At 70.8% G+C, this 22,512-nt stretch carries 20 protein-coding genes; 7 read left to right on the top strand and 13 right to left on the bottom strand.

The features are described from left to right. Positions 1-13: 13 nt before the first annotated feature. From OG286_RS12510 to OG286_RS12540, 7 genes are all read right to left on the bottom strand, one after another. Positions 14-2,623, bottom strand: a complete 2,610-nt coding sequence (locus OG286_RS12510) for a serine/threonine-protein kinase (RefSeq protein WP_396320504.1) — start codon at positions 2,621-2,623, stop codon at positions 14-16. A 532-nt stretch (positions 2,624-3,155) separates the two neighbouring features. Further along, the gene (locus OG286_RS12515) at positions 3,156-3,458 is read right to left on the bottom strand and encodes a hypothetical protein (protein ID WP_396320505.1); all 303 of its coding nucleotides are present in this window, start codon (positions 3,456-3,458) and stop codon (positions 3,156-3,158) included. Between the two features lie 394 nt (positions 3,459-3,852). Continuing rightward, positions 3,853-4,443: a hypothetical protein gene (locus tag OG286_RS12520; RefSeq protein ID WP_405361612.1), complete on the bottom strand. Its 591-nt coding sequence runs from the start codon at positions 4,441-4,443 to the stop codon at positions 3,853-3,855. Between the two features lie 46 nt (positions 4,444-4,489). Further along, positions 4,490-6,718: a hypothetical protein gene (locus tag OG286_RS12525; protein WP_396320507.1), complete on the bottom strand. Its 2,229-nt coding sequence runs from the start codon at positions 6,716-6,718 to the stop codon at positions 4,490-4,492. Positions 6,719-6,729: 11 nt separating this feature from the next. Then, a complete protein-coding gene (locus OG286_RS12530; protein WP_396320508.1) occupies positions 6,730-7,194 on the bottom strand; it encodes a WXG100 family type VII secretion target in 465 nt (154 codons plus the stop codon). A 333-nt stretch (positions 7,195-7,527) separates the two neighbouring features. Continuing rightward, the gene (locus OG286_RS12535) at positions 7,528-8,238 is read right to left on the bottom strand and encodes an LAETG motif-containing sortase-dependent surface protein (protein ID WP_405361609.1); all 711 of its coding nucleotides are present in this window, start codon (positions 8,236-8,238) and stop codon (positions 7,528-7,530) included. A gap of 298 nt (positions 8,239-8,536) precedes the next feature. Then, the gene (locus OG286_RS12540) at positions 8,537-9,022 is read right to left on the bottom strand and encodes a choice-of-anchor A family protein (RefSeq protein ID WP_396320510.1); all 486 of its coding nucleotides are present in this window, start codon (positions 9,020-9,022) and stop codon (positions 8,537-8,539) included. 163 nt (positions 9,023-9,185) lie between these two features. Here OG286_RS12540 and OG286_RS12545 point away from each other — a divergent pair, with 163 nt between their 5' ends. Further along, complete coding sequence (locus OG286_RS12545) at positions 9,186-10,160, top strand: heme A synthase (RefSeq protein ID WP_396320511.1); 975 nt, start codon at positions 9,186-9,188, stop codon at positions 10,158-10,160. Between the two features lie 61 nt (positions 10,161-10,221). Here OG286_RS12545 and OG286_RS12550 read toward each other — a convergent pair whose 3' ends face one another. Next, positions 10,222-10,560, bottom strand: a complete 339-nt coding sequence (locus OG286_RS12550; protein ID WP_396320512.1) for a hypothetical protein — start codon at positions 10,558-10,560, stop codon at positions 10,222-10,224. A 72-nt stretch (positions 10,561-10,632) separates the two neighbouring features. On the opposite strand from OG286_RS12550, the gene OG286_RS12555 reads away from it, so the two are divergent. Beyond that, positions 10,633-11,274, top strand: coding sequence for a DUF2461 domain-containing protein (locus OG286_RS12555; RefSeq protein WP_396320513.1), 642 nt, complete (start codon positions 10,633-10,635; stop codon positions 11,272-11,274). 82 nt (positions 11,275-11,356) lie between these two features. Here OG286_RS12555 and OG286_RS12560 read toward each other — a convergent pair whose 3' ends face one another. Further along, positions 11,357-12,298, bottom strand: a complete 942-nt coding sequence (locus OG286_RS12560; protein ID WP_396320514.1) for a heme o synthase — start codon at positions 12,296-12,298, stop codon at positions 11,357-11,359. Positions 12,299-12,754: 456 nt separating this feature from the next. Between OG286_RS12560 and tkt the strand changes: the two genes are divergently transcribed. The 5 genes from tkt to pgl all read left to right on the top strand — a co-directional run bounded on the left by tkt (position 12,755) and on the right by pgl (position 19,575). Continuing rightward, on the top strand, positions 12,755-14,854 hold the full coding sequence (gene tkt / locus OG286_RS12565) for a transketolase (RefSeq protein ID WP_396320515.1): 2,100 nt from the start codon (positions 12,755-12,757) through the stop codon (positions 14,852-14,854). A gap of 87 nt (positions 14,855-14,941) precedes the next feature. Then, entirely contained in the window at positions 14,942-16,081 is a 1,140-nt protein-coding gene (tal, locus tag OG286_RS12570; RefSeq protein ID WP_396320516.1) for a transaldolase, read from the top strand. Positions 16,082-16,142: 61 nt separating this feature from the next. Then, positions 16,143-17,699 (top strand): glucose-6-phosphate dehydrogenase, encoded by a 1,557-nt coding sequence (zwf, locus tag OG286_RS12575; RefSeq protein WP_396320573.1) that lies wholly within the window; start codon positions 16,143-16,145, stop codon positions 17,697-17,699. Further along, entirely contained in the window at positions 17,696-18,790 is a 1,095-nt protein-coding gene (gene opcA / locus OG286_RS12580) for a glucose-6-phosphate dehydrogenase assembly protein OpcA (protein ID WP_396320517.1), read from the top strand. Before zwf ends, opcA begins: the two co-directional genes overlap by 4 nt. Next, the gene (gene pgl, locus OG286_RS12585; protein ID WP_396320518.1) at positions 18,787-19,575 is read left to right on the top strand and encodes a 6-phosphogluconolactonase; all 789 of its coding nucleotides are present in this window, start codon (positions 18,787-18,789) and stop codon (positions 19,573-19,575) included. Before opcA ends, pgl begins: the two co-directional genes overlap by 4 nt. A 62-nt stretch (positions 19,576-19,637) precedes the next feature. Here the strand turns inward: pgl and OG286_RS12590 are convergent, their stop codons facing one another. The 4 genes from OG286_RS12590 to OG286_RS12605 all read right to left on the bottom strand — a co-directional run bounded on the left by OG286_RS12590 (position 19,638) and on the right by OG286_RS12605 (position 22,450). After that, the gene (locus tag OG286_RS12590) at positions 19,638-19,973 is read right to left on the bottom strand and encodes an RNA polymerase-binding protein RbpA (protein WP_104818705.1); all 336 of its coding nucleotides are present in this window, start codon (positions 19,971-19,973) and stop codon (positions 19,638-19,640) included. Positions 19,974-20,130: 157 nt separating this feature from the next. After that, the gene (gene secG / locus OG286_RS12595) at positions 20,131-20,367 is read right to left on the bottom strand and encodes a preprotein translocase subunit SecG (RefSeq protein ID WP_396320519.1); all 237 of its coding nucleotides are present in this window, start codon (positions 20,365-20,367) and stop codon (positions 20,131-20,133) included. A gap of 87 nt (positions 20,368-20,454) precedes the next feature. Continuing rightward, complete coding sequence (tpiA, locus tag OG286_RS12600) at positions 20,455-21,240, bottom strand: triose-phosphate isomerase (RefSeq protein ID WP_405365247.1); 786 nt, start codon at positions 21,238-21,240, stop codon at positions 20,455-20,457. A 4-nt stretch (positions 21,241-21,244) separates the two neighbouring features. Then, complete coding sequence (locus OG286_RS12605) at positions 21,245-22,450, bottom strand: phosphoglycerate kinase (RefSeq protein WP_396320521.1); 1,206 nt, start codon at positions 22,448-22,450, stop codon at positions 21,245-21,247. Positions 22,451-22,512: the final 62 nt, after the last annotated feature.

The raw sequence follows: 22,512 nt of genomic DNA on the forward strand, positions 1-22,512 counted from the left end.
ACTTGACTCGGCCCTAGAACTCACGGCCCGCGTCGGAGCCTTGGGCGCTTGCTGCGATCGAGAGCGTGACCCCCAGCAGGGCTTGCCTGCGCAGTGTGTCGTTGGTGATTCGGCGGGCCGTCTGTTCGGCGCGGAGGGGGTCGGTCTCGGTGAGCGCCGTGACGACGCAGACCAGCAGCGGATCCTGGCCTGAGCCGGGCAGCTGGCCAAGGAGTTGCTCGGCGGCGTGCAGGTCCCTGCCGATCAGGTCCTCCAGGGCCCGCCACGTCAGCTTGGTGTCGTTGACTGCCGGAGGCCGGTGAACGGTCTCCCAAGCCCGACGTATCAGGTCCTTCGCGTGCTGCAGATCCCGGCCGACCGTCGTCACGGCGGCGGTGACCAGGGCATGAGCGAGATAACTCCGCTGCATCCTGTCGAGCGGCGTGGTGCGCGCGTCGCGGTGCAGCTCGGCCCGGTCAACGAGCCGCACCGCCTGAGCCGGGTCTACGGCGGCGATGTTCCCGGCGACCCCGATCAACGTCCAAAGCGATATGTCATGCCCGAGGTCGTCGGAGACGAGGCGTTCAGCAATCTTGGCGGCATACTCAAGATCGACCATCGCAGCCACTGCGACGATCTCTCCGATGGTTGCGGATCGGTGAGTGAAGGCATACGGCGGGATCTGAAGCGCCGCCCTGTGTGCGGCTACGAGCCAATGCCGTGCCTGGGCACGGTTGGAGGCGGCCACCTGGCCGGCCATACCGAGGAAGGCTTTGGCCCGAGCGACGTGATCGGTGATCCGATACGCGAGCCGCTGGGCCCGGGCCGTGTCTGCAGCGGCAGCGGAGACCGCGATACCCACAAGATCGTCGGTGCCGTCCGGCTCCTCCTCGACCTCCTCCGCAACCGGATCGGGCCGGCGGGATTTGCGCAAGCGCCACCACCCGCCAGGCGCGTGCTCCTCAGGCCGTACTGGTGACGCGACAGGGGCCGGCTTGGCGGTCAGCGCCGGTCCGACGAGAGCCAGCTCGGCGGCGTCGATCAGGTCCGGCACATGTCCGCAGCCGGCGGAGACCGCCTTGTCGATGGCACTCTTCCATGCCCCGGCCTGGCTACAGCGGACGGTGATCATGCCGATTAGCCGTTCGGCCCGGTGGGGATCGACGGGCGCCAGTTCCGCACTGACGAACGCCAGTGCCGTCTGCTTGTTGTGCTCTTCGGCCAGGCTGAGCGCGCGCTGCTCGGCGAGGTCAGTCAGGCGGCGGGATGCGTGCGGGTCGGCGCGGCGGCCGGCGTTGGCGGTCTGCACCAGGCGGAGAGGCAGGAACCACGGATTGTCGGGATCGAGGGGCAGGTCGCGGGCGGCCGACTCGACCTGCTCCATCAACTTACGGGCCCCGCCAGGGTCGCCCTCGGCCATCAGCTCGGCCATCTGGCTCAGGCTTACGATGCGGTGATACTGCTGGCGTGCCCGCTCGACGGGATCGGGAATCAGCGCGATGAGTGGTTCGGACTGTTCGAGCAGGCGCCGGGTCAGGCCGACATCGCCCGCGTCGAAGGCCAGTCCAAACTGAAAATCGATGCGCTTATCCGAGGGCAGACGCCGCATGATCTCGTCGTGGAGCCAGGGGGCTCTCCAGCCCACCTGAAACAACGCATCCGCTCTCTCATCCGGGTCATCGATGGAGTCGGCAAGCCGCACGGCGCGGTCGAACAGTTCCGCCTGCGCGGTGGTGAGCGGCGGCATGGCCTTGGGCACCTGGCCGCCGGTTGCCAGTTGCGTGGGCGGGTGCTCGACCGTCTGCGACAGGACCACGGTGCCCGGATCCTGGCTGTGTTCCAGCAGCGCCTTCGTCTGTTCGATGGTGGGGCGGGCGTTGGGGTCCTTGCCCAGCAGACGCAGGATGGCCTCGGCCAGCCACCCGGCCGAGGCCGGCGCGGGCGGATCGTCCATTCCGATCGCACGGATCGTGGCCATCAACGAGTCGCGGCGGAACGGCGATCCGCCGCCGACCGCCTCGTACAGGGTCACGCCCAGGGCCCACAGATCCCCGGCCGGCCCGTCAGCGTTGTCGAACCGTTCGGGAGCCATGTACTCCACGGTTCCGACCGCCAGACCCGTCCGGGTGATCCTGGTGTCCGCGTGGTGCTTGGCAATACCGAAGTCGACCAGCAGGATGCGGCCGTCATCGGCCAGCATGATGTTCCCGGGCTTAACGTCCCGGTGGACGATTCCGATCTCGTGCGCCGCGGCCAGGGCGGCCAAGACCTGCATGCCTATCCGGGCGGCCTGTGCTGGCCCGAAGTGCTGGCCTGCGGCGACGGCCTGCGCCAGGGACCGCCCTGCGATCAGGTCCATCACCGTCCACGGGATCCCGTCCTCGTCCTCGACCACGTCGTGGACGGCAACGACATTGGGATGGGTTCGCAGCGCGGCGGCGTGCCGGGACTCCTTCACCGCGTAGGCCAGTGCGGTCCGGCGCTCCTCAGGTGTGGCGTACGGATCCAGGATCAGGCGCTTGGCCGCGACCTCGACCTGCAGCCGCTGGTCTCTCGCCTTCCACACCTCGCCCATTCCGCCACCGCCCAGACGCTCGGCCAGCCGGTAGCGTCCAGCGATCACGGTCCCCTCGGAAACATCCAAAGCCCTGACCCCTTGTCCGCCGCACCCCATATCCGGCACTGAAAGGGTAGTTGGAGAACTACTGCCCTTGAGCGCGAATGGACACAACCGGCGACAGCGCCACATCTGACACCGCACCCGCACATCCACGCACAGCCCGGCCGTACCGACGCAGGCTCGACGGACAGTCACCCTCTATGCGCAGCTTCATACGCGTGCCAGAACCGCCGCCGCCACCGCAGCGGCGATCACCATCCAGACGGTGCGTCACAACAGGGCAAAGGTTGCCTGATGCGGCACTAGACGATCACGATCGCCGCACAGGGCAGGCCGGCGACTTCGCCACCTCACCTCACACACCACGGCGGCCCCTCGCTCATCCGAGGGCGCCGTCGGTCACGTCGAGATCCTGACCACAACGCGAGGTCCTGATCACTTCGCCCCGCCGAGCACCGGCTCGGCGGGGCGGAGTACTGCAAAGTGGCTGGTGCGGGTGCGGGCTCCGGGTGGATCGCTGCCTTTCGAGCACCCCGACCAGCCGGACGGTGGGATGTCAGCGACCGGCCTCCTTGAGGACCTCCGCCGACGGGAAGGCGATCGGGTTGCGACACGGGTAGGCGGTGACGGCCCCCTTGGCGGCCTTCAACGCGATGTCCAGCCGGGCCCGGTGCATCGAGGGCAGCGTCCGATCGGTGAGCCGGAAATCCCCCCACACGTGGATCTCCACGTACGGGCGGTCCAGGTCGGCGGCCACCGGGTTCTCGCACCGGAACGCCAGATGAACCGTACCGTCCTGCCACATCCACCCCTGGACGTCCTGGCCGAGGTCCAGCCTCCGCGGCACGGACTCGGTCACCGGAACGGCGTCCGGCGTAGTCCACGTGGTAGGAGAGGTCGGTCAGCAGCCCCACCTTCAGGTCCAGCAGCACCGGGTGATCCCGCTGCACCAGGCACGTCTGGTCGTGCCCGCCCGCGCGGAGGCCGACCCGCCGCTCCCGTCGTCGGGGCCTCCCGTAGTGCACACCGAACGTCCCGCTATCCCTGTCGGTCAACGGCTTCAGGTCGTTCCGGTCGGGCACCGGCCAGCAGGCGGTCGCGGGCAGGCTCAGCGGCTCGCGCGCGGACCACCACCACAGCCCGCCGCCGGCTGCCGCAACGGCGGCGGCCGACACGGCGGCGAGCAGCAGCCGGTGCCGGCGGTACCAGCCCACCTGCGCCCGGCTCCGCCGGCCGGGGACGACGTCGACGCGTCAGCTCCTCACCGTCCCGGGGACTGTGTCCGGCAGCTTCACCGGGTTCGCGCACGGATAGCCGGCCACGACGTCCTTGGCGTACTTCAGCGCGATGTCGAGGACGGCCCGGTGGACCTTCTCCGACCTCGGATCGGTGACGTCCCCGGCCGCGACCCCGACTGCCACGTACGGCCGGCCCATGCGGGCGTTCTCCGGGTTGTCGCACCGGAATGCCAACCCCACCTGCCTCGACCCAGTCCACCCCTGCACGTCCGCGCCGAAGTCCAGCCTGCTCTCACCCTGGTGGGAAACCTCCGAACCCGCGCCGTACTTGATCTTCATCGTGAGCTCGTCCATCGACCACACCTGGATCCACAGAAGGCCGTTCGCCGGATTCCTCTCAACCCTGCAATCCTGGTCGCCGCGGATCGGCTGAAGGTGCTCGTGGCTGCCGTCCGACGAATTACGCTCGACGAACGTCCCGTGCAGGTCATCCGCCAACGGTGCGAGGTCGGCCCGGGTGAGCACCGACCAGCAAGCGCTGGCCGGCAGCTCCGCCGGGGCGTGGGCCGACCGCCACCACCCGAACCCGGCCCCGGCGAGCACCACTGCCGCGACCCCGCCAGCGAGCCACCGCCGCCGGAGCCGCTTTCCCTCAGCCATTGACGGCCCGCGTGAAGAGCCCCGAGCTGTCGGCCGCGCCGGCCCTCACCTGGTTCGCGGCCGCCGTGGACAGGGCCTCGATCTGCTGCGGGTTCAGCCCGGTCCCCTGCGCGGCCTGCTCCACCGCCCGCTTGGCGGCTTCGGCCGACCCGTTGAGTCCGGCGACGTCCGCGGCCGTGGCCGGGTCCGCGGTGTTCGCTTCGATGTGGTAGTTCGCGGCCAGCTGGTCGATGAAGTAGTTCACCGGCAGCGACAGGCCCGCACCGACGACGGGAACCTGCCCCAGCGCCTTGCCGCCCGTCATGGCCCAGACGGACTTCCCCCACATGGCGTTCTGGTCGATGGACTTGTTGTACGCGTCCGCCTGGTCCTTCATCTCGCCCACCAGTGCGGAGGTCCGGGCCGCGGTGAGGATCCCCGCCACCTCGCCGCCGGGATGCGCCGCGTTGTTCACGGCCTGGCCGAACTGGTCGCCGTACGTGTCCCGGTGCAGCATCACGTCCTGGATGTGCGCCGTCGTGTAGGCCTGTTGGGCCTGGGCGATGGCACCGAAGGCCTCGGGGTTGCGGCCCAGCGCGCCCAGGAGCTTCGCGGTGCTCTCCTGGCCGAGGTGCGCCGGGGCGCCGTAGCTGGGCAGCGTCCGGTCCTGCGGGCTCAGCGCCGCCTGCACGTCGCCCATGTAGGCGGCCGTCGCATGGCCGAGGCTCGGGGCAAGGTCCGCGAACAGCTCGCCCTTGCGGAGCAGTTTGGGCCCGTCGCCATTGCCGAAGCGGTCCACCACCTGCGCCGCCACGGCCGCCATCTCCGGCGTGTGCGGCGGCAGGGGCGCGTCGGTCGCGTCGTACGCCCGGCCGGTCGTGGCGGCCTCCAGGGCGTGGCCGAGCGCGCCGGCCTCCATCGGCGCGGCCTTGCCGTGCGGGCCGTGGTCGGGCTGGTAGTCCTGGAGGATGGAGTTGAAGCCGGTGCCGGTCAGCTGCTTCAGGTAGGTGTTGGGCTGGCCGGTGGCCTTGACCGTGCCGTCGTCGTTGTAGACGGTGGCCTGGTCGTGGAAGTACTTCGTCGCCGCCGTCGGGTTGTGGCCGAGGGCCTCCAGCGCGCCCGACATCGGGTTGATGCCGGAGCCGTCCTTGCCGAGGAAGAACACCTGGCCGATCGGGTTGGCCTTGCTGACGGCGTCCTCCCACCGGCCCGGGTTCTGCGCACTGAGCTGGGTGATGTGCTCGACCACCGGGTTGAGGAAGTGCGGGTCGTACGTGCCGGTCCGCAGGATGTTGGAGAGGATCTGGTAGCCGTACGGGTTTCCGCCCTGGAGCCGGTCCGGCAGCAGCTGGTACTGGGCGGCGCCGGCCTTGCGCAGCCCGGTCTGCCAGGCCTCGGACAGATGGGGCACCTTGGCGCCGTCCGTCGCCGTGGCGAGGGTGCGGCCGAGGTTGCCCTGCAGTTCGAGGAGCGCCTTCTTGGTCGCGTCGCTGCCGTAGTAGCCGCCGAACTCGCTCAGCGCGCCGTAGGAGCTCAGGAAGCCGTCCGGCCCGGCGGAGGTGTAGAACGCGGTGGCGAAGCGGGGGTCCCCGGAGTGGCTCTTCACCAGCTGGTTGAGTTCGAGGACCTGGGCCTCCGTCGCCTTGTCCCCGAGCCGCAGCAGGTCCGCCGCCTTCTTGGCCTCCTCCTCGGGCTGCCCGCCGAGCGGCTTCGCGTTGAAGGACGTACGGTCGGCGCCGGTGTCCGCCGCGAGGGCGCCGGCTGCGGCGGCGTCGGCCGCGGCGGCCCGGGCCACCGCCCTGGCGATCGCGTCGGCCACGTCCGTCGCCTTCTGCCGATAACTGTTGGCGTAGTCCGGGTCATTCTTGTCCGCCGGGTTCGTCGCCGGCGGCCAGTGGACGCCACCGGTGTCGTCCACCGTCAGCCCCCGGTCGGCGGCCGACTGGATGGCCGCCTTCAAGTCGGCCTGGGCCCCGGCGAGTTCGGTGTGGGCATCCCGCAGGGCCCGGGCCATGGCACTGGCCTCCTCGAAGGCCGCGTCGATCTCGGTACGGACCTTCTGGATGCCGCCGGCCGCCTGCTCGGCCGCGATGCCGCGCCAGCCCGAGCCCTGGAGGGGGGTGATCACGTCACCGGTCAGCTCGGAGGAGAACTCCCAACTTCGGACGAGCGACTCGAAGGCGCCTGCCACCCGGTCGATACCGGAGAGCGGCGCGTATCGCAGTTCCCTGAATTCCACCATGACGAGTCGCCTCAGCTCTTCCCGAAGTTCTGTGCGTTCAACTGCTCGGCGCGCGCGTAGGAGTCGGCGTTGCTGCCCAGGTACTCCGCGACCCTCCCGAGCGTCGCGTCGAGCGAATTGACCTGCGCCATCCAGACCTCGTCCGCCGTCCACAGCGCGCCTACCAGCGCCCAACTGCGCGGCAGGTCCTCCGTTGCCTCGGACAGGTGCTCGAAGGGCTTCCGGCATGCCTGGGTGAACTTCGTCTGCAAGGTGGTCGTGTTGTTCGCAGCCTTGCGCAGCGCGTCCGGACTGACCGCCAGTGTCGGGCCCGACGGCCCCGGCGTGCCCGGCGTGACGGGCGTCCACGACGGTGCGGGCGCGCCGGACGCGGCGGCCGCGAGGTCCGGGAACTGCTTTCTTGCCGCTTCCGTCAGATTTCCGGAACTGTCGAAGAGCCACGGGTTCATCCGCCGCTCGAAGTCGAGGTCAACCATGTGAAATTCCCCCGTGAAGTGACCATCGAAGGGATGGCCCGTACAACCCGCGGCCCGCTCTCCGAACTGGAGGAGAGACGGCCGCGCCCCCACTGTGGACTGCTTCTGCAGCCGGGCAAACCCTTTCACGGATGCCCGCTGCGCCGTATGGAGTTGAGCGAACCTTGAGGATCACCGTCCGATCGGTGCCGCCCGAGCCGGCGGGAGCCTGTCGGCGGCGGGCCGCTTCGTAGCCGCTACCCGGGTCACGGCCCTCGACGGGTGGAGCACCACCACGGCGGCCCCCCGCTCGACGGTGCGAGCGAGGGGCCGCCGGGTTGCCGGGCGCGTGCGTCAGCTCTCGCTGCTGCTCCGGCGCTTGCGGGCGACCACGACGAGCGCGCCGCCGATCAGCACGACGGCGCCGCCGGCCGCCGCGATGATCGGGGTGGAGTCGTTACCACCGGTCTGGGCGAGCGCCGGCCCGGGGGTCGCGGTGCTCGTCGCCGGGCTCGTCGCCTTGGGCGGAGTGGAGACCGCCGCCGTCGGGCTGGCGGTCGTGGTGGGCGAGGCCGTCCCGGTCGGGGTCGGGGTCGGGGTCGCCGTCTTGGTGGGCGTGGCGGTGGGCGTCGCCGTGGGAGTCGGCGTCGCCGTCTTGGTCGGCGTGGCCGTGGGGGTCGGGGTCGGGGTCTGGCAGACCTCGATCGTCTTGGTCTCGGTCTTGTTCCAGTCGTGGTTCTTCGGGTCCTCGGTGGTGGTGACCACAAAGGTCGCGGTGACCGGCTTGCTGTGCTCCTTGACCGGGTACGTCCCGTGGAACTCCTTGCCGAACTGCTTCTGGTCGAGCACCTTCTCGCCGTCGACGGTCAGGCTGACGGCGTTCTTCACGCCCGACGCGTCGCTGTAGTTGGTCAGGTCGATCACGATCTTGTCGCAGGTCGTGTGCCAGGTGGGCACGTGCGCCGAAGCGCTGGTGGCCATGGCTATCGGGAGCAGGACGGCTGCTGCCGCCGCGCCGGCCAGTGCCGCGCCCCTGATGCCGAGCTGCCGCTGCTGTCGCGCCATTTCGTTGTCCCCTCCGAACGGTCCTGTGCAGCAGGCATGTTGAGTGTTTGACGGTGGCCCGCTACGACTGTCCGGGGGACTCTACCGGCACTCCCGTCCCGCTCTACACCCCGCTGACGACCGGATTTCGTCTGTCCGTCCGGCCTCGGATGTGCATCGCCAGCCCATCACACCCGCGACCTCGGAGGACGCGGATTCGGCAGACTTGAATGGACTTCGTCACACTGCCATGAAGAACGGCGCCCCCGGTGATCAGGTTCAATCACCGGGGGCGCCCGTTCAGTCGGTCGACGAACCTTCAGGCCTTCCTCGCCGCCCGGCGACGGGTGGCCACCACGATCGCGCAACCGGCGGCGATCACGACCGCCCCACCGATCGCCAGCGGGACGACCGGGCCGGAGCCGGTGTGCGCGAGATTCCCGCCACCGGTCGCGGTGGCCGTCGGGCCGGCCGAGGCGCCCGGCGCGGCCGCCGGGGCGGAGGCGGACGGGGTGCCGGAGGCACCCACGTTGATCACGGTGACCGCGCCGGCCGGCACCTTCAGGAAGACGTCGGTGGCGCCCTGCAGCGTCGCGGCGCCGACGGTGAAGCTGTCGAGCCCGGCGTCGGCGCCGCTCAGGTGGAGGTTCGCGCCCTTGGCCTCGACCGTGGCACCGGCGGTCCGCGGCGCGGCGGCGAGCGCGGTGGAGGCGGAGCGCAGCTTGGCGAACTCGGCCGGGGGCCCCGAAAAAGGTACGGACCAATCCGCACTCTTTCGGCCGGTCGGGCAACTGGTCAGGACCAATGACCGCCATGCCCCAACAGTCCCGTTTTCGCCGGCGCTCTTGCCGGAGCGGCAACCGGAGCGGCAGCCGGCGGGACACCCGGAGCGGCAACCCTCCGGGGCCCGCGCGGCGCGCAGCCGCCCCGCCCCAAGATCGGCTGTAAGGCCGCCTACGATTGACCCCGTGCGTACCCCCTTCTCCCTGCTCGCCGAGCGCTGGCAGCCGTCCGCCGCCATGGTCAGGCGCGCCGCGTTCACCGCGCTGGTGATGAGCGTGGTCATCGTGGTCACCGGCGGCGCCGTCCGGCTCACCGCCTCCGGCCTCGGCTGCACCACCTGGCCCCGATGTACCGACCAGAGCCTGACGCCGACGCCCGAGATGGGCTTCCACGGCATCGTCGAGTTCACCAACCGGATGCTCACCTATGTGCTGAGCGCCGCGGTCGGCTGGGCCATCCTGGCTGCCCGCTGCCACCGGCCGTGGCGGCGCGGCCTCACCAGGCTGGGCTGGGCGCAGTTCTGGCTGGTGATGAGCAACGCCGTGATCGGCGGCATCACCGTGCTGACCGGCCTCAACCCGTACACCGTCGCGGTGCACCTGATCTCCGCGATGGCCCTGGTCTGGGTCGCGCTGCTGATGTGGGAGCGGTCGAAGGAGGGCGACGGCCCGCCGCAGCCGGCCGTGGCCCGTCCGATCGTGCAGCTCTCGTACGTCCTGGTCACCGTGATCGGCCTGCTGGTGGCAGCCGGGACGCTGGTGACCGGCGCCGGGCACCACCCGGGGACGCCCAGGGACAACAAGATCGTGCCGCGGATCCCGATCGACTACGACCGTCTGGCCCAGGTGCACGCCGACCTGGCGTTCGTCTCGGTCGGCCTGGCGGTCGCCGTCCTCTTCGTCTTCGCCGCGGTGAAGGCCCCGCCGGCCGCCCGGGCCCGGGCCCGCGAGCTGCTCGTGGTGCTGCTGCTCCAAGGCGTGCTCGGCTTCGTCCAGTACTTCACGGACGTCCCGGAGATCCTGGTCGGCCTGCACATGCTGGGCGCCACGCTCACCTGGATCGCCGTGCTGCGCATCCCGCTCGCGCTGCGGGTCCGCACGGACGGGGACGCGCCCGCCGCGCCGCTGCCGGCCCGCGAGCCGCAGGCCGCCGCCGTCTGAGCCCGCACGCGAAGGGGCCCCGGGATCACCCGGGGCCCCTTCCGCATGTCCGGGACCGGCGTCAGCCGCCGATCTGGATTCCGGCCATCCGCTTCCACTCGTACGGGCCGGTCTTCACCTTCAGGCCCAGCTCGCCCTCGAAGTCGTCGTGCAGGGTGACCCCGGCCAGCTCGGCGGCCCGGCGACCCACGGCGTAGCTCGGGGCGACCTGGTCGCCCCAGGTGCCGTCCGCGCCGACCACGACGATCCGGGTGGCCACGGCGCCGACATACTCGACGACGGCGTCGGCGCTGCCGCCGTGCTGGCGGGCGAAGCTGGAGAGGTGCTTGGCGATGCGCTTGGCGCGGCGCTCAACGCGGGCGTCCGGCGCGGCGGGGGTGGCGGTCTCTGCGCTGCTCATGCCCGCATGCTACCCATCGGTAGCGGAGCTGGCGACGGGAGCGGGCTGTGCACCGGGCCACATACTGGAGGGGTGACCTTCCAAGGCTGGCCCGCTGAGGCCCTCGACTTCTACGAGCACCTGGAGGCCGACAACTCCAGGACCTTCTGGCAGACCCACAAGGACCGGTACGAGCACGCCGTACGAGAGCCCATGGAGCAGCTGCTCGCCGAGCTGGAACCGGAGTTCGGGCCGGGCAAGATCTTCCGTCCCAACCGCGACGTGCGGTTCAGCGCCGACAAGTCCCCGTACAAGACGCACATCGGCGCCCACCTGACGGCCGGCGGGTACGTCCAGCTCTCCGCCGACGGCCTGGCCTGCGGCAACGGGCTCTACCGGCTCGCCCCCGACCAGCTGGAACGCTACCGCGCGGCCGTCGCCGAGGACGTGAGCGGCGCCGAGCTGGAGCGGGTGGCCGCCCGGGTCCGCAAGGCCGGCCCGGAGGTGGTCGGCCGGGACAGCCTGAAATCCGCCCCGCGCGGCTACCCGAAGGACCACCCGCGGATCGGACTGCTCCGCCACAAGGGCCTGATCGCCTGGCAGGAGTGGCCGCCCGGGCCGTGGCTCGGCACCCGGACCGCCTACGAGCGGATCACCGGCTTCCTGCGGGCCTCCCAGCCGCTCCGGGACTGGCTGGAGGGCCACGTCGGGCCGTCCGAGCTGCCGCCCCGCTGAGGCGGAGCGCGAGAACCGCTGAGGCGGAGCGCGAAAAGGGGAAGGGCCCCGGTCCGAAGACCGGGGCCCTTCCTCAGCAGCTCTACTTCACGAACGGGTCCACCGCGATCACCACGAACAGCAGCGTCAGGTAGGTGATCGACCAGTGGAACAGCCGCATCTCCTTCAGCTTGGCGCCGACCACCCCGGCCTTGGCCCGGGCGTACAGCCCGTGCGCCTCCTTCAGCCAGGCGGCGCCCAGCACGACGGCCGAGACGGGGTAGAGCCAGCTGGTGTCGGCCAGCGGCCACAGGGCCAGCGAGACGGCCACCATGACCCACGAGTAGACGACGATCTGCTTGGCGACCGCCAGGTTGCCCTTGATCACCGGCAGCATCGGCACGCCGGCCCGCTCGTAGTCCTCGCGCACCTTCATCGACAGCGGCCAGTAGTGCGGCGGCGTCCAGAAGAAGATGACCAGGAAGAGCACCAGTGCCGACCAGGACACCGAGTTGGTGACCGCCGCCCAGCCGACGAAGACCGGCATGCAGCCGGCGATGCCGCCCCAGACGATGTTCTGCGCGGTCCGCCGCTTCAGCCCCAGCGTGTAGACGAACACGTAGAAGAGCAGTGCCGACAGCGCCAGCAGCGAGGACAGCACGTTGACCAGGGCGCCCAGCCAGATCGTCGAGCCGATCGCCAGCGCGATGCCGAAGACCAGCGCCTCGCGCGGCGACACCATGCCGGTGACGATCGGCCGCCGCTCGGTCCGCGACATCACCGCGTCGATGTCGCGGTCGATGTACATGTTGAGGGCGTTGGCGCCGCCGGCCGAGAGGTAGCCGCCGATGACCACCTGCAGCACCAGCAGCGGATCCGGAACACCGCGCTGCGCCAGGAACATCACCGGCACGGTGGTGATCAGCAGCAGCTCGATGATCCGAGGCTTGGTCAGTGCGACGAATGCGCCGACACGGGCCCCGAACGGCCGGTGCGCAGGCGTCGCCCCGGTGACCCCGGCGGGACGGGATTCGACGGCGGTCACTAACACCCCAACTGAAGATGAATCCTCACAGGCGGATACAGGAACGAAGGGTCCCGAATCGTCCGCTCTGCGCGTACCACGCCACCTTAGACGCTCCATATCTCCCCACCGGCTCCGGGGTCCCCCGGCGAGGCGGAACGCACACCCCTGGGTGAACCCACGAAGCTGGGCCCGTGCGGCATCGGTCCCCCGTCCTGCCCCCCGGAGGGGCAGAGCCCTCGAAACCAGGAGAGCCTGTGACAAAACAGCCCATCGATCCCTCGTGGGAATCGCCATATCGAATTCCCCGTTGTCTCAGCACGGAGGGTGAGCCCCGGCCCGGACGGTAGGCTCGCCACGAGAAGCGGGATCTACCCTCCGTGACCGGCACCACCCAAGCGTCCGGCCCCACCGACGTGGCCGACCCGGTCCCCCTCACGGGGTCACTCTTCACAACGGAAGGAGCCCTGAGACAGGGTGAGCACGACGCCGACGAATGCATTCGAGTGGTCCGAACTGGACGAGCGGACTGTCGACACGGCCCGCGTCCTGGCCATGGACGCGGTCCAGAAGGTCGGCAACGGACACCCCGGGACGGCCATGTCGCTGGCCCCGGCGGCGTACCTGATCTTCCAGCGCTTCCTGCGCCACGACCCGACCGACCCGGCCTGGGTGGGCCGCGACCGTTTCGTCCTCTCTCCCGGGCACACCAGCCTGACCCTTTACACCCAGCTCTACTTCTCCGGTTACGGTCTGGAGTTGGACGACCTCAAGGCCTTCCGGGTCGCCGGCAGCCGCACCCCCGGCCACCCCGAGCACGGTCACACCGCGGGCGTCGAGACCACCACCGGTCCGCTGGGCCAGGGCATCGCCAACGCGGTGGGCATGGCGATGGCGGCCCGCTTCGAACGCGGCCTCTTCGACCCGGACGCCCCGGCCGGCGAGTCGCCGTTCGACCACACCATCTGGGCCATCGTCTCCGACGGCGACCTGGAGGAGGGGATCTCCGCCGAGGCCTCCTCGCTCGCCGGCCACCAGAAGCTGGGCAACCTCGTCGCCCTGTACGACGACAACCACATCTCGATCGAGGGCGACACCGAGACGGCCTTCTCCGAGGACGTCCTCAAGCGCTACGAGGCGTACGGCTGGCACGTCCAGCGGGTCACCCCGAAGTCCAACGGCGACATCGACGTGGCCGCCCTGGCCGACGCACTGGCCACCGCCAAGGCCGAGACCGGCCGCCCGTCGCTGATCGCGATGCGCACCATCATCGCCTGGCCGGCCCCGGACGCGCAGAACACCGCCAAGGCGCACGGCTCCGCGCTCGGCGCCGCCGAGATCGCCGCCACCAAGAAGGTCCTGGGCTTCGACCCGGAGAAGACCTTCGAGGTCAGCGAGAAGGTGATCGGGCACGCCCGCCAGGTGATCAAGCGCGGCAAGGCCGCCCGCGACGAGTGGCAGCAGTCCTTCAACGCCTGGCGCGCCGCCAACCCGCACCGCGCCGCCGAGTTCGACCGCATCGAGGCCGGCGAGCTGCCCGAGGGCTGGAAGAAGACCGTCCCGGTCTTCGAGGCCGGCAAGGACGTCGCCACCCGCAAGGCCTCCGGCGAGACCCTCAAGGCGATCGGCGCGGTGATCCCGGAGCTGTGGGGCGGCTCGGCCGACCTCGCGGAGTCCAACCTCACCACCATCGACGAGGAGAGCTCCTTCCTCCCCGAGGGCAACCCGCTGAAGTCCGCCGGCCCCTACGGCCGGACGATCCACTTCGGCATCCGCGAGCACGCCATGGGCTCGACCATGAACGGCATCGCGCTGCACGGCAGGACCCGTGTCTTCGGCGGCACCTTCCTGGTCTTCGCCGACTACATGCGCCCGGCCGTCCGCCTGGCCGCGCTGATGAAGCTGCCGGTCACCTACGTCTGGACGCACGACTCGATCGGCCTCGGCGAGGACGGCCCGACCCACCAGCCGGTCGAGCACCTGGCCTCGCTGCGCGCCATCCCGGGCCTGGCCATGGTCCGCCCGGCCGACGCCAACGAGACGGCCGTCGCCTGGCGCACCGTGATCGAGCGGCAGACCACCCACCCCGGCCCGGTCGGCCTGGCGCTCACCCGCCAGAACGTCCCGACCTTCGACCGCAAGGTCTTCGGCTCAGCCGAGGGCACCGCGAAGGGCGGCTACATCCTGGCCGAGGCGTCCAACGGCGACCCGCAGCTGATCCTGCTCGGCACCGGCTCCGAGGTCCAGCTGGCCGTCAAGGCCCGCGAGGTCCTGGAGGCCGAGGGCATCGCGACCCGCGTGGTCTCGCTGCCGTCCTTCGAGTGGTTCCAGGAGCAGGACCAGGCCTACCGCGACAGCGTGCTGCCGCCGTCGGTCAAGGCCCGCGTCTCGGTCGAGGCCGGCATCGGCCAGGGCTGGCGCGAGCTGGTCGGCGACCACGGCCGGATCGTCTCGCTGGAGCACTTCGGCGCCTCCGCCGACTACAAGGTGCTGTTCGAGGAGTTCGGCCTGACCTCCGAGCGGGTCGTCGCCGAGGCCCACAACGCGCTGCGCTCGCTCGAAGCCGTCAACCGCTAGCCCCTTGGGCCGCGTACTCGCCCGCACGCGAGTACGCGGCCCCTCTGACGACCCCACGAAGACAGAAGAAAAAAGGACTGAAGCACCATGACTGACGCACTGAAGCGCCTCAGCGACGAAGGCGTGGCGATCTGGCTGGACGACCTCAGCCGCGAGCGGCTGAACACCGGCAACCTCGCCGAGCTGGTGCAGAACAAGCACGTGGTGGGTGTCACCACCAACCCCACCATCTTCCAGAAGGCCATCGGCGGCGGGCACAGCTCGTACGACGGCCAGCTGCGCGACCTCGCCGTCCGCAAGGTCACCACCGACGAGGCCGTCCGCATGATCACCACCTCGGACGTGCGCGACGCCGCCGACGTGCTGCGCCCGGTCTACGACGCCTCCAACGGCCGCGACGGCCGGGTCTCCATCGAGGTCGACCCGCGCCTGGCCCACGAGACCGCCGCCACCATCGCCGAGGCCAAGCAGCTGTGGTGGCTGGTCGACCGCCCGAACGTCTTCATCAAGATCCCCGCCACCAAGGCCGGCCTGCCGGCGATCAGCGAGGTCATCGGCAAGGGCATCAGCGTCAACGTCACGCTGATCTTCTCGCTGGAGCGCTACCGCGCCGTCATCGACGCCTACCTGACCGGCCTGGAGGCCGCCAAGGCCAAGGGCCTGGACCTCTCCCAGATCGAGTCGGTCGCCTCGTTCTTCGTCTCCCGCGTGGACACCGAGATCGACAAGCGCCTGGACAAGGTCGGCGGCGACGCCAGGAACCTGCGCTCCAAGGCCGCGCTGGCCAACGCCCGCCTCGCCTACCAGGCGTACGAGGAGGTCTTCGGCAGCGTCGACGGCAAGGCCGCCGGCAGCGACCGCTGGAAGGCCCTGGAGGCCGCCGGCGCCAAGCCCCAGCGTCCGCTCTGGGCCTCCACCGGCGTCAAGGACCCGGCCCTGCCGGACACCCTGTACGTCACCGAGCTGGTCGCCCCGGGCACCGTCAACACCATGCCCGAGGCCACCCTGGACGCCACCGGCGACCACGGCGTGATCACCGGCGGCACCATCGTCCCGAACTACGCCGACGCCAAGGCCGTGATGGACGCCATCGCCGCCGCCGGCGTGGACTACGACGACGTGGTCCAGGTGCTCGAGGACGAGGGCGTGGAGAAGTTCGAGCAGTCCTGGAACGAGCTGCTCGACACCGTCACCGCCTCGCTCGCCTCCTTCGCCGACGAGAAGTGATTCCTGCTCACAGCCAGCGCACGAAAGCGGAGCCCATCAAGTGAGCACTGATTTCCCTGAGTTGACGTCGGACTCGGACGCGGCCGACACCCCGCCGGCTCCCGTCAACCCGCTTCGTGACCCTGCAGACCGACGGCTCCCGCGCATCGCGGGGCCGTCGGGCCTGGTCATCTTCGGGGTCACCGGCGACCTGTCCCGCAAGAAGCTGATGCCGGCCATCTACGACCTGGCCAACCGCGGTCTGCTGCCGCCGGGCTTCTCGCTCGTCGGCTTCGCCCGCCGCGAGTGGAAGGACGAGGACTTCGCCAAGGAGGTCCACGACGCGGTCAAGGAGCACGCCAGGACGCCCTTCCGCGAGGAGGTGTGGCAGCAGCTCGCCAAGGGCATGCGCTTCGTCCACGGCACCTTCGACGACGACGACGCCTTCGACAAGCTCCGCGCGACCATCGAGGAGCTCGACAAGGCCCAGGGCACGGGCGGCAACTTCGCCTTCTACCTCTCGGTGCCGCCGAAGTTCTTCCCGACCGTCGTCCAGCAGCTGAAGAAGCACGGCCTGGCCGACCCGCCCTCGGGCTCCTGGCGGCGCGCCGTCATCGAGAAGCCCTTCGGCCACGACCTGGAGAGCGCCCAGGAGCTCAACCGGATCGTCCACGAGGTCTTCCCCCGGGACGAGGTCTTCCGGATCGACCACTACCTGGGCAAGGAGACCGTCCAGAACATCCTGGCGCTCCGCTTCGCCAACCAGATGTTCGAACCGATCTGGAACCGGTCGTACGTCGACCACGTGCAGATCACCATGGCCGAGGACATCGGCATCGGCGGCCGTGCCGGCTACTACGACGGCATCGGCTCGGCCCGGGACGTCATCCAGAACCACCTGCTCCAGCTGATGGCGCTCACCGCCATCGAGGAGCCGGCGTCGTTCCACCCCAAGGCGCTGGTCGCCGAGAAGCTCAAGGTGCTCAGCGCCGTCAAGCTCCCGGCCGACCTCGGCAAGCACACCGTGCGCGGCCAGTACGCGGCCGGCTGGCAGGGTGGCGAGGAGGTCGGCGGCTACCTCGACGAGGACGGCATCAACCCGGACTCCAAGACCGACACCTACGCGGCCATCAAGCTGGAGATCAACAACCGCCGCTGGGCGGGCGTGCCGTTCTACCTGCGCACCGGCAAGCGGCTCGGCCGCCGGGTCACCGAGATCGCGGTGGTCTTCCAGCGCGCCCCGTACCTGCCGTTCGACTCCTACGCGACCGAGGAGCTGGGGCAGAACGCCCTGGTCATCCGGGTCCAGCCGGACGAGGGCGTGACGGTGCGGTTCGGCTCCAAGGTGCCGGGCACCTCCTTCGAGGTCCGGGACGTCACGATGGACTTCGCCTACGGCGAGTCCTTCACCGAGTCCAGCCCGGAGGCGTACGAGCGGCTCATCCTCGACGTGCTGCTCGGCGACGCCAACCTGTTCCCGCGCCACCAGGAGGTCGAGCTCTCCTGGCAGATCCTCGACCCGATCGAGAAGTACTGGGACGCCCACGGCAAGCCCGCCCAGTACCCGGCCGGCACCTGGGGACCGGTCGAGGCTGACGAGATGCTCGCACGAGACGGCAGGAGCTGGCGCCGGCCATGAAGATCGACCTCACGGACACCACGTCCAGCAAGATCAACGCAGCGCTGATGGAGGCGCGCCGGGCCAGCGGCTCCACCGCCGCCGGCATGGTGCTCACCCTGGTGATCGTGACCGACGAGGGCAGCGCGTACGACGCCCTCAAGGCCGCCAACGACGCCTCCCGCGAGCACCCCTCGCGCACCCTCGCGGTCATCAAGCGCGCCGGGCGCTCGCCCCGGGCCCGCGCCGAGACCCGCCTGGACGCCGAGATCCTCGTCGGCACCGACGCCGGCTCCGGCGAGACGGTCGTGCTGCGCATGCACGGCGAGCTCGCCGCGCACGCCCAGTCGGTCGTCCTGCCGCTGCTCCTCCCGGACGCCCCGGTGGTCGTCTGGTGGCCGGAGAACGCGCCGCTGCACCCGGCGCAGGACCCGCTGGGTTCGATCGCCCAGCGCCGGATCACCGACGCCGTCACCGCGGAGTCCCCGGTCGGCCAGCTCGCCCAGCGGGCCCAGAGCTACACCCCGGGCGACACCGACCTGGCCTGGACCAGGATCACCGGCTGGCGTTCGATGCTGGCCGCGGCGCTGGACCAGCGGCCGTCGAAGATCATCTCCGCGGTGGTCGAGGGCGAGTCGTACAACCCCAGCGTCGAGCTGCTCGGCCTCTGGCTGCACAACCGGCTGCACGTGCCGGTCGAGCGGGTCGTCACCGGCGGCCCGGGCATCACCGCGGTGCACCTGCGCACCACGGACGGGGACATCACCCTGGACCGCCCGGACGGCCTGATGGGCACGCTCTCCATGCCCGGCTCGCCGGACCGCCAGGTGGCGCTCAAGCGGCGCGAGACGTCCGAGCTGATCGCGGAGGAGCTGCGCCGGCTCGACCCGGACGACATCTACGCGTCGGCCGTGCGTACGCCCGTCGAGCGGCTGCACGAGCCGGTCAACGCCGAGACGGCGGCGGCCGAGGAGGTCGCCCAGTCGGTCTCCGAGGCCGCGGTGGCCAACCCGTCCCGGGTGACCGCCAAGGTGCCGGGCACCGCCGCGCCGGAGGAGGCCGCCGCGAAGAAGGCCCCGGCCAAGCGCGCGAGCAAGAAGGCGGGATCGTGACGGCGGCGACCCCGCAGCTGGTCGTCCACCGGGACAAGGAGCTGATGGCCCAGGCGGCCGCGGCCCGGCTGATCACCCGGATCGTGGACGCCCAGGCCGCCCGCGGCACCGCTTCGGTGGTACTCACCGGCGGGCGCAACGGCAACGCGCTGCTGGCCGCCATCGCCGCCTCCCCCGCGCGGGACGCGGTCGACTGGGCCCGGCTGGACCTCTGGTGGGGCGACGAGCGCTTCGTGCCCGCCGCCGATCCGGACCGCAACGCCGTCCAGGCCCGGGCGGAGCTGCTCGACGCCGTCCCGCTCGACCCGGCGCGGGTGCACGAGATGCCCGCCTCGGACGGCGTGGACGGTTCGGACGTGGAGGCCGCCGCGGCCCGCTACGCCGAGGAGCTGGCCGAGGCAGCCGGGCCGGGCGACCGGCTCGGCGTGCCCGCCTTCGACGTGCTGCTGCTCGGCGTCGGCCCGGACACCCACGTCGCCTCGCTCTTCCCCGAGCACCCGGGCGTGCGGGAGGCCGAGCTGACGGTGGTCGGCGTGCGCGGGGCGCCCAAGCCCCCGCCGACCCGCGTCTCGCTGACCCTCCCGGCGATCCGGGCGGCCCGCGAGGTCTGGCTGCTGGCGGCGGGCGAGGACAAGGCCGGCGCGGTCGCGCTGGCCCTCTCCGGCCCGGGCGAGCTCCAGGCGCCCGCCTCGGGCGCGTACGGCCGCAGCCGCACGCTCTGGCTGCTGGACCGGGCCGCGGCGGCGCAGCTCCCGCCGCAGCTCTACCCGCCGGCCTCGGCCTAGGCCCCGGCTACGCGAAAGGGCGCCACCGTTCGAAACGGTGGCGCCCTTCGTGTTGCCGGCCCTCAGATCTCGCCACGCAGCTTGGCCAGCGCCTCGGCGAGGATCGCCTCGCCGTCGGCGTCGGTGCGCCGCTCGCGCACGTAGGCGAGGTGGGTCTTGTAGGGCTCGTTGCGCGAGGGGGCCGGCGGGTTGTGCTCGTCCTGGCCGGCCGGGAAGCCACAGCGCGGGCAGTCCCAGGTCTCCGGGATGACCGCCTCCGCGGCGAAGCTGGGGCGGGTCTCGTGCTTGTTGGCACACCAGAAGGAGATCCGGCTGCGCGGGGCGGACTCGCCGCGCTCCGCCTCCCCCATCGGGCCGGCTCCGACCCTGCTGCCACGGATGGCGTTGCCACTTGCCACGGTCTGACTCCCTGCGTGCTGGTGCGCCGACCCGCCGCGGTACGCGTCGGTGGCGAAAGTCGTCCTAGTGTAAGCAGGAGTTAAGGATCCACCGCCACCGGCTCCGACCCGGACCGTTCCAGCATAGGCCGCGGGGCGACGGGGCGTCAGAGATACGTCAGCTCTGGTACTTGAGCACCAGGCCGAGCACGATGATGCACGCGAACCAGGCGACACCGACGATGATCGTGATGCGGTCCAGGTTGCGCTCGGCCACCGCCGAGCCGCCGCCGGTGGACATCGCGCCGCCACCGAACATGTCGGACAGGCCGCCGCCCTTCCCCTTGTGCAGCAGCACCAGGAGGATCATCAGCAGGCTGAAGATGATCAGGGCAATCGAGAACCCGATAACCACGACGGGACCAACTCTCTCGTATCTTCGGCGAAGGGGCCGGGCCGCACTGAGCGGTCCGGCCCCAAAGCCTACGTTGCTGCGGCGGCGTTAGCCTACTGCCTGCTCACGGTACCGCACGATCTTGACGAACTCGTCGGCGTCCAGGGAGGCACCGCCGATCAGGCCGCCGTCGATGTCGGGCTTGGCCATCAGGCCGGCCGCGCTCGACGACTTGACCGAACCGCCGTACAGGACACGGACCTTCTCGGCCAGCGCGGCGTCGTACAGCTCGGCGATCCGCCAGCGGATCGCGGCGCAGACCTCCTGGGCGTCCTCGGGGGTCGCCACCTCGCCGGTGCCGATGGCCCAGACCGGCTCGTACGCGACGACGATGGACTCGGCCTGCGCGGCCGGGACGTCCTTCAGGCCGCCGTCGAGCTGGGCCAGCGTGTACTCGACGTGGGTGCCGGCCTTGCGGATGTCCAGCGGCTCGCCGATGCAGAGGATCGGGGTGACCCCGCTGCGGTAGGCGGCCTTGACCTTGGCGTTGACGATCTCCTCGTTCTCGCCGTGGTACTGCCGGCGCTCCGAGTGACCGATGACCGCGTAGGTGCACTTCAGCTTGGACAGCATCGGGCCGGAGACCTCGCCGGTGTAGGCACCGGAGTCGTGCTGCGAGATGTCCTGCGAGCCGTACTTGATCTTCAGCTTGTCGCCGTCGACCAGGGTCTGCACCGACCGCAGGTCGGTGAACGGCACCAGGACGGCGACCTCGACGGCCTCGTAGTCCTTGTCGGCCAGCGCGAACGCCAGCTTCTGGGTGTGCTGGATGGCCTCAAGGTGGTTGAGGTTCATCTTCCAGTTGCCCGCCATCAGCGGGAGACGCTCAGTCATTGCCTCAGCCTTCCAGGGCGGCGAGACCGGGGAGGGTCTTGCCCTCCAGGTACTCAAGGCTGGCGCCACCGCCGGTCGAGATGTGCCCGAACTTCGTCTCGTCGAAGCCCAGGATGCGGACGGCCGCGGCGGAGTCGCCGCCACCGACCACGGTGAACGCGGCACTGTCCAGCAGTGCCTGCGCGACTGCCTTGGTGCCCTCGGCGAAGGTCGGGTGCTCGAAGACGCCCACCGGACCGTTCCAGAACACCGTCCTGGCGTCGGCCAGCTTCGCCGCGAACAGCTCGCGGGTCTTCGGGCCGATGTCCAGTCCCTCCTTGTCCGCGGGGATCCTGTCCGCGTCCACGACCTCGTAGTCCTCGACCGGCTTGTGGGTCTTGGTGTCGGGGAAGCTCGCGGACACCGCGACGTCCACCGGCAGCACGAACTCGACGCCGTTCGCCTTCGCCCGCTCCAGGTACTCCAGGACGACCGGGATCTGGTCCTCCTGCAGCAGCGAGATGCCGACCTCGTGGCCCAGGGCCTTGAGGAAGGTGTACGCCATGCCGCCGCCGATCAGGATGCGGTCGGCCTTGCCGAGCAGGTTGTCGATCACGCCGACCTTGTCGGACACCTTGGAGCCGCCGAGCACGACCACGTACGGGCGCTCGACCTCCTCGGTGAGGCGCTTGAGCACGCCCACCTCGGTGGCGATCAGGTCGCCGACGGCGTGCGGCAGGCGGGCCGGCAGGTCGTAGACGGAGGCGTGCTTGCGGTGCACCGCACCGAAGCCGTCGCCCACGTACAGGTCGGCCAGCTGCGCCAGCTCGTCGGCGAAGGCGCCGCGCTCGGCGTCGTCCTTGCTGGTCTCGCCGGCGTTGAAGCGCAGGTTCTCGAGCAGCGTGACCTCGCCGTCGGCCAGGGCGGCGACGGTGGCCTTCGCGCTCTCGCCCACGGTGTCGGTCGCGAACGCGACCGGCCTGCCGAGGATCTCGCCGAGGCGGACGGCCACCGGCGCGAGGGAGAACTGCGGGTCCGGCTCGCCCTTGGGGCGGCCGAGGTGGGAGGCGACGACGACCTTCGCGCCGCGCTCGACGAGCTTGGCGATGGTCGGGGCAACGGCACGGATCCGGCCGTCGTCGGTGATCGTGGCGCCGGACAACGGCACGTTCAGGTCCGCGCGGACGAATACGCGCTTGCCGGCGACGTCGAGGTCTTCGATGGTCTTCACGGTCTTCCGTCTCCTGGGGGGTGGAGCAAGGACGGCACAACGGCGGGCCGTCAGAGGGGAGT

Source organism: Kitasatospora sp. NBC_00039 (assembly GCF_045160625.1).
Classification (GTDB): Bacteria; Actinomycetota; Actinomycetes; order Streptomycetales; family Streptomycetaceae; genus Kitasatospora.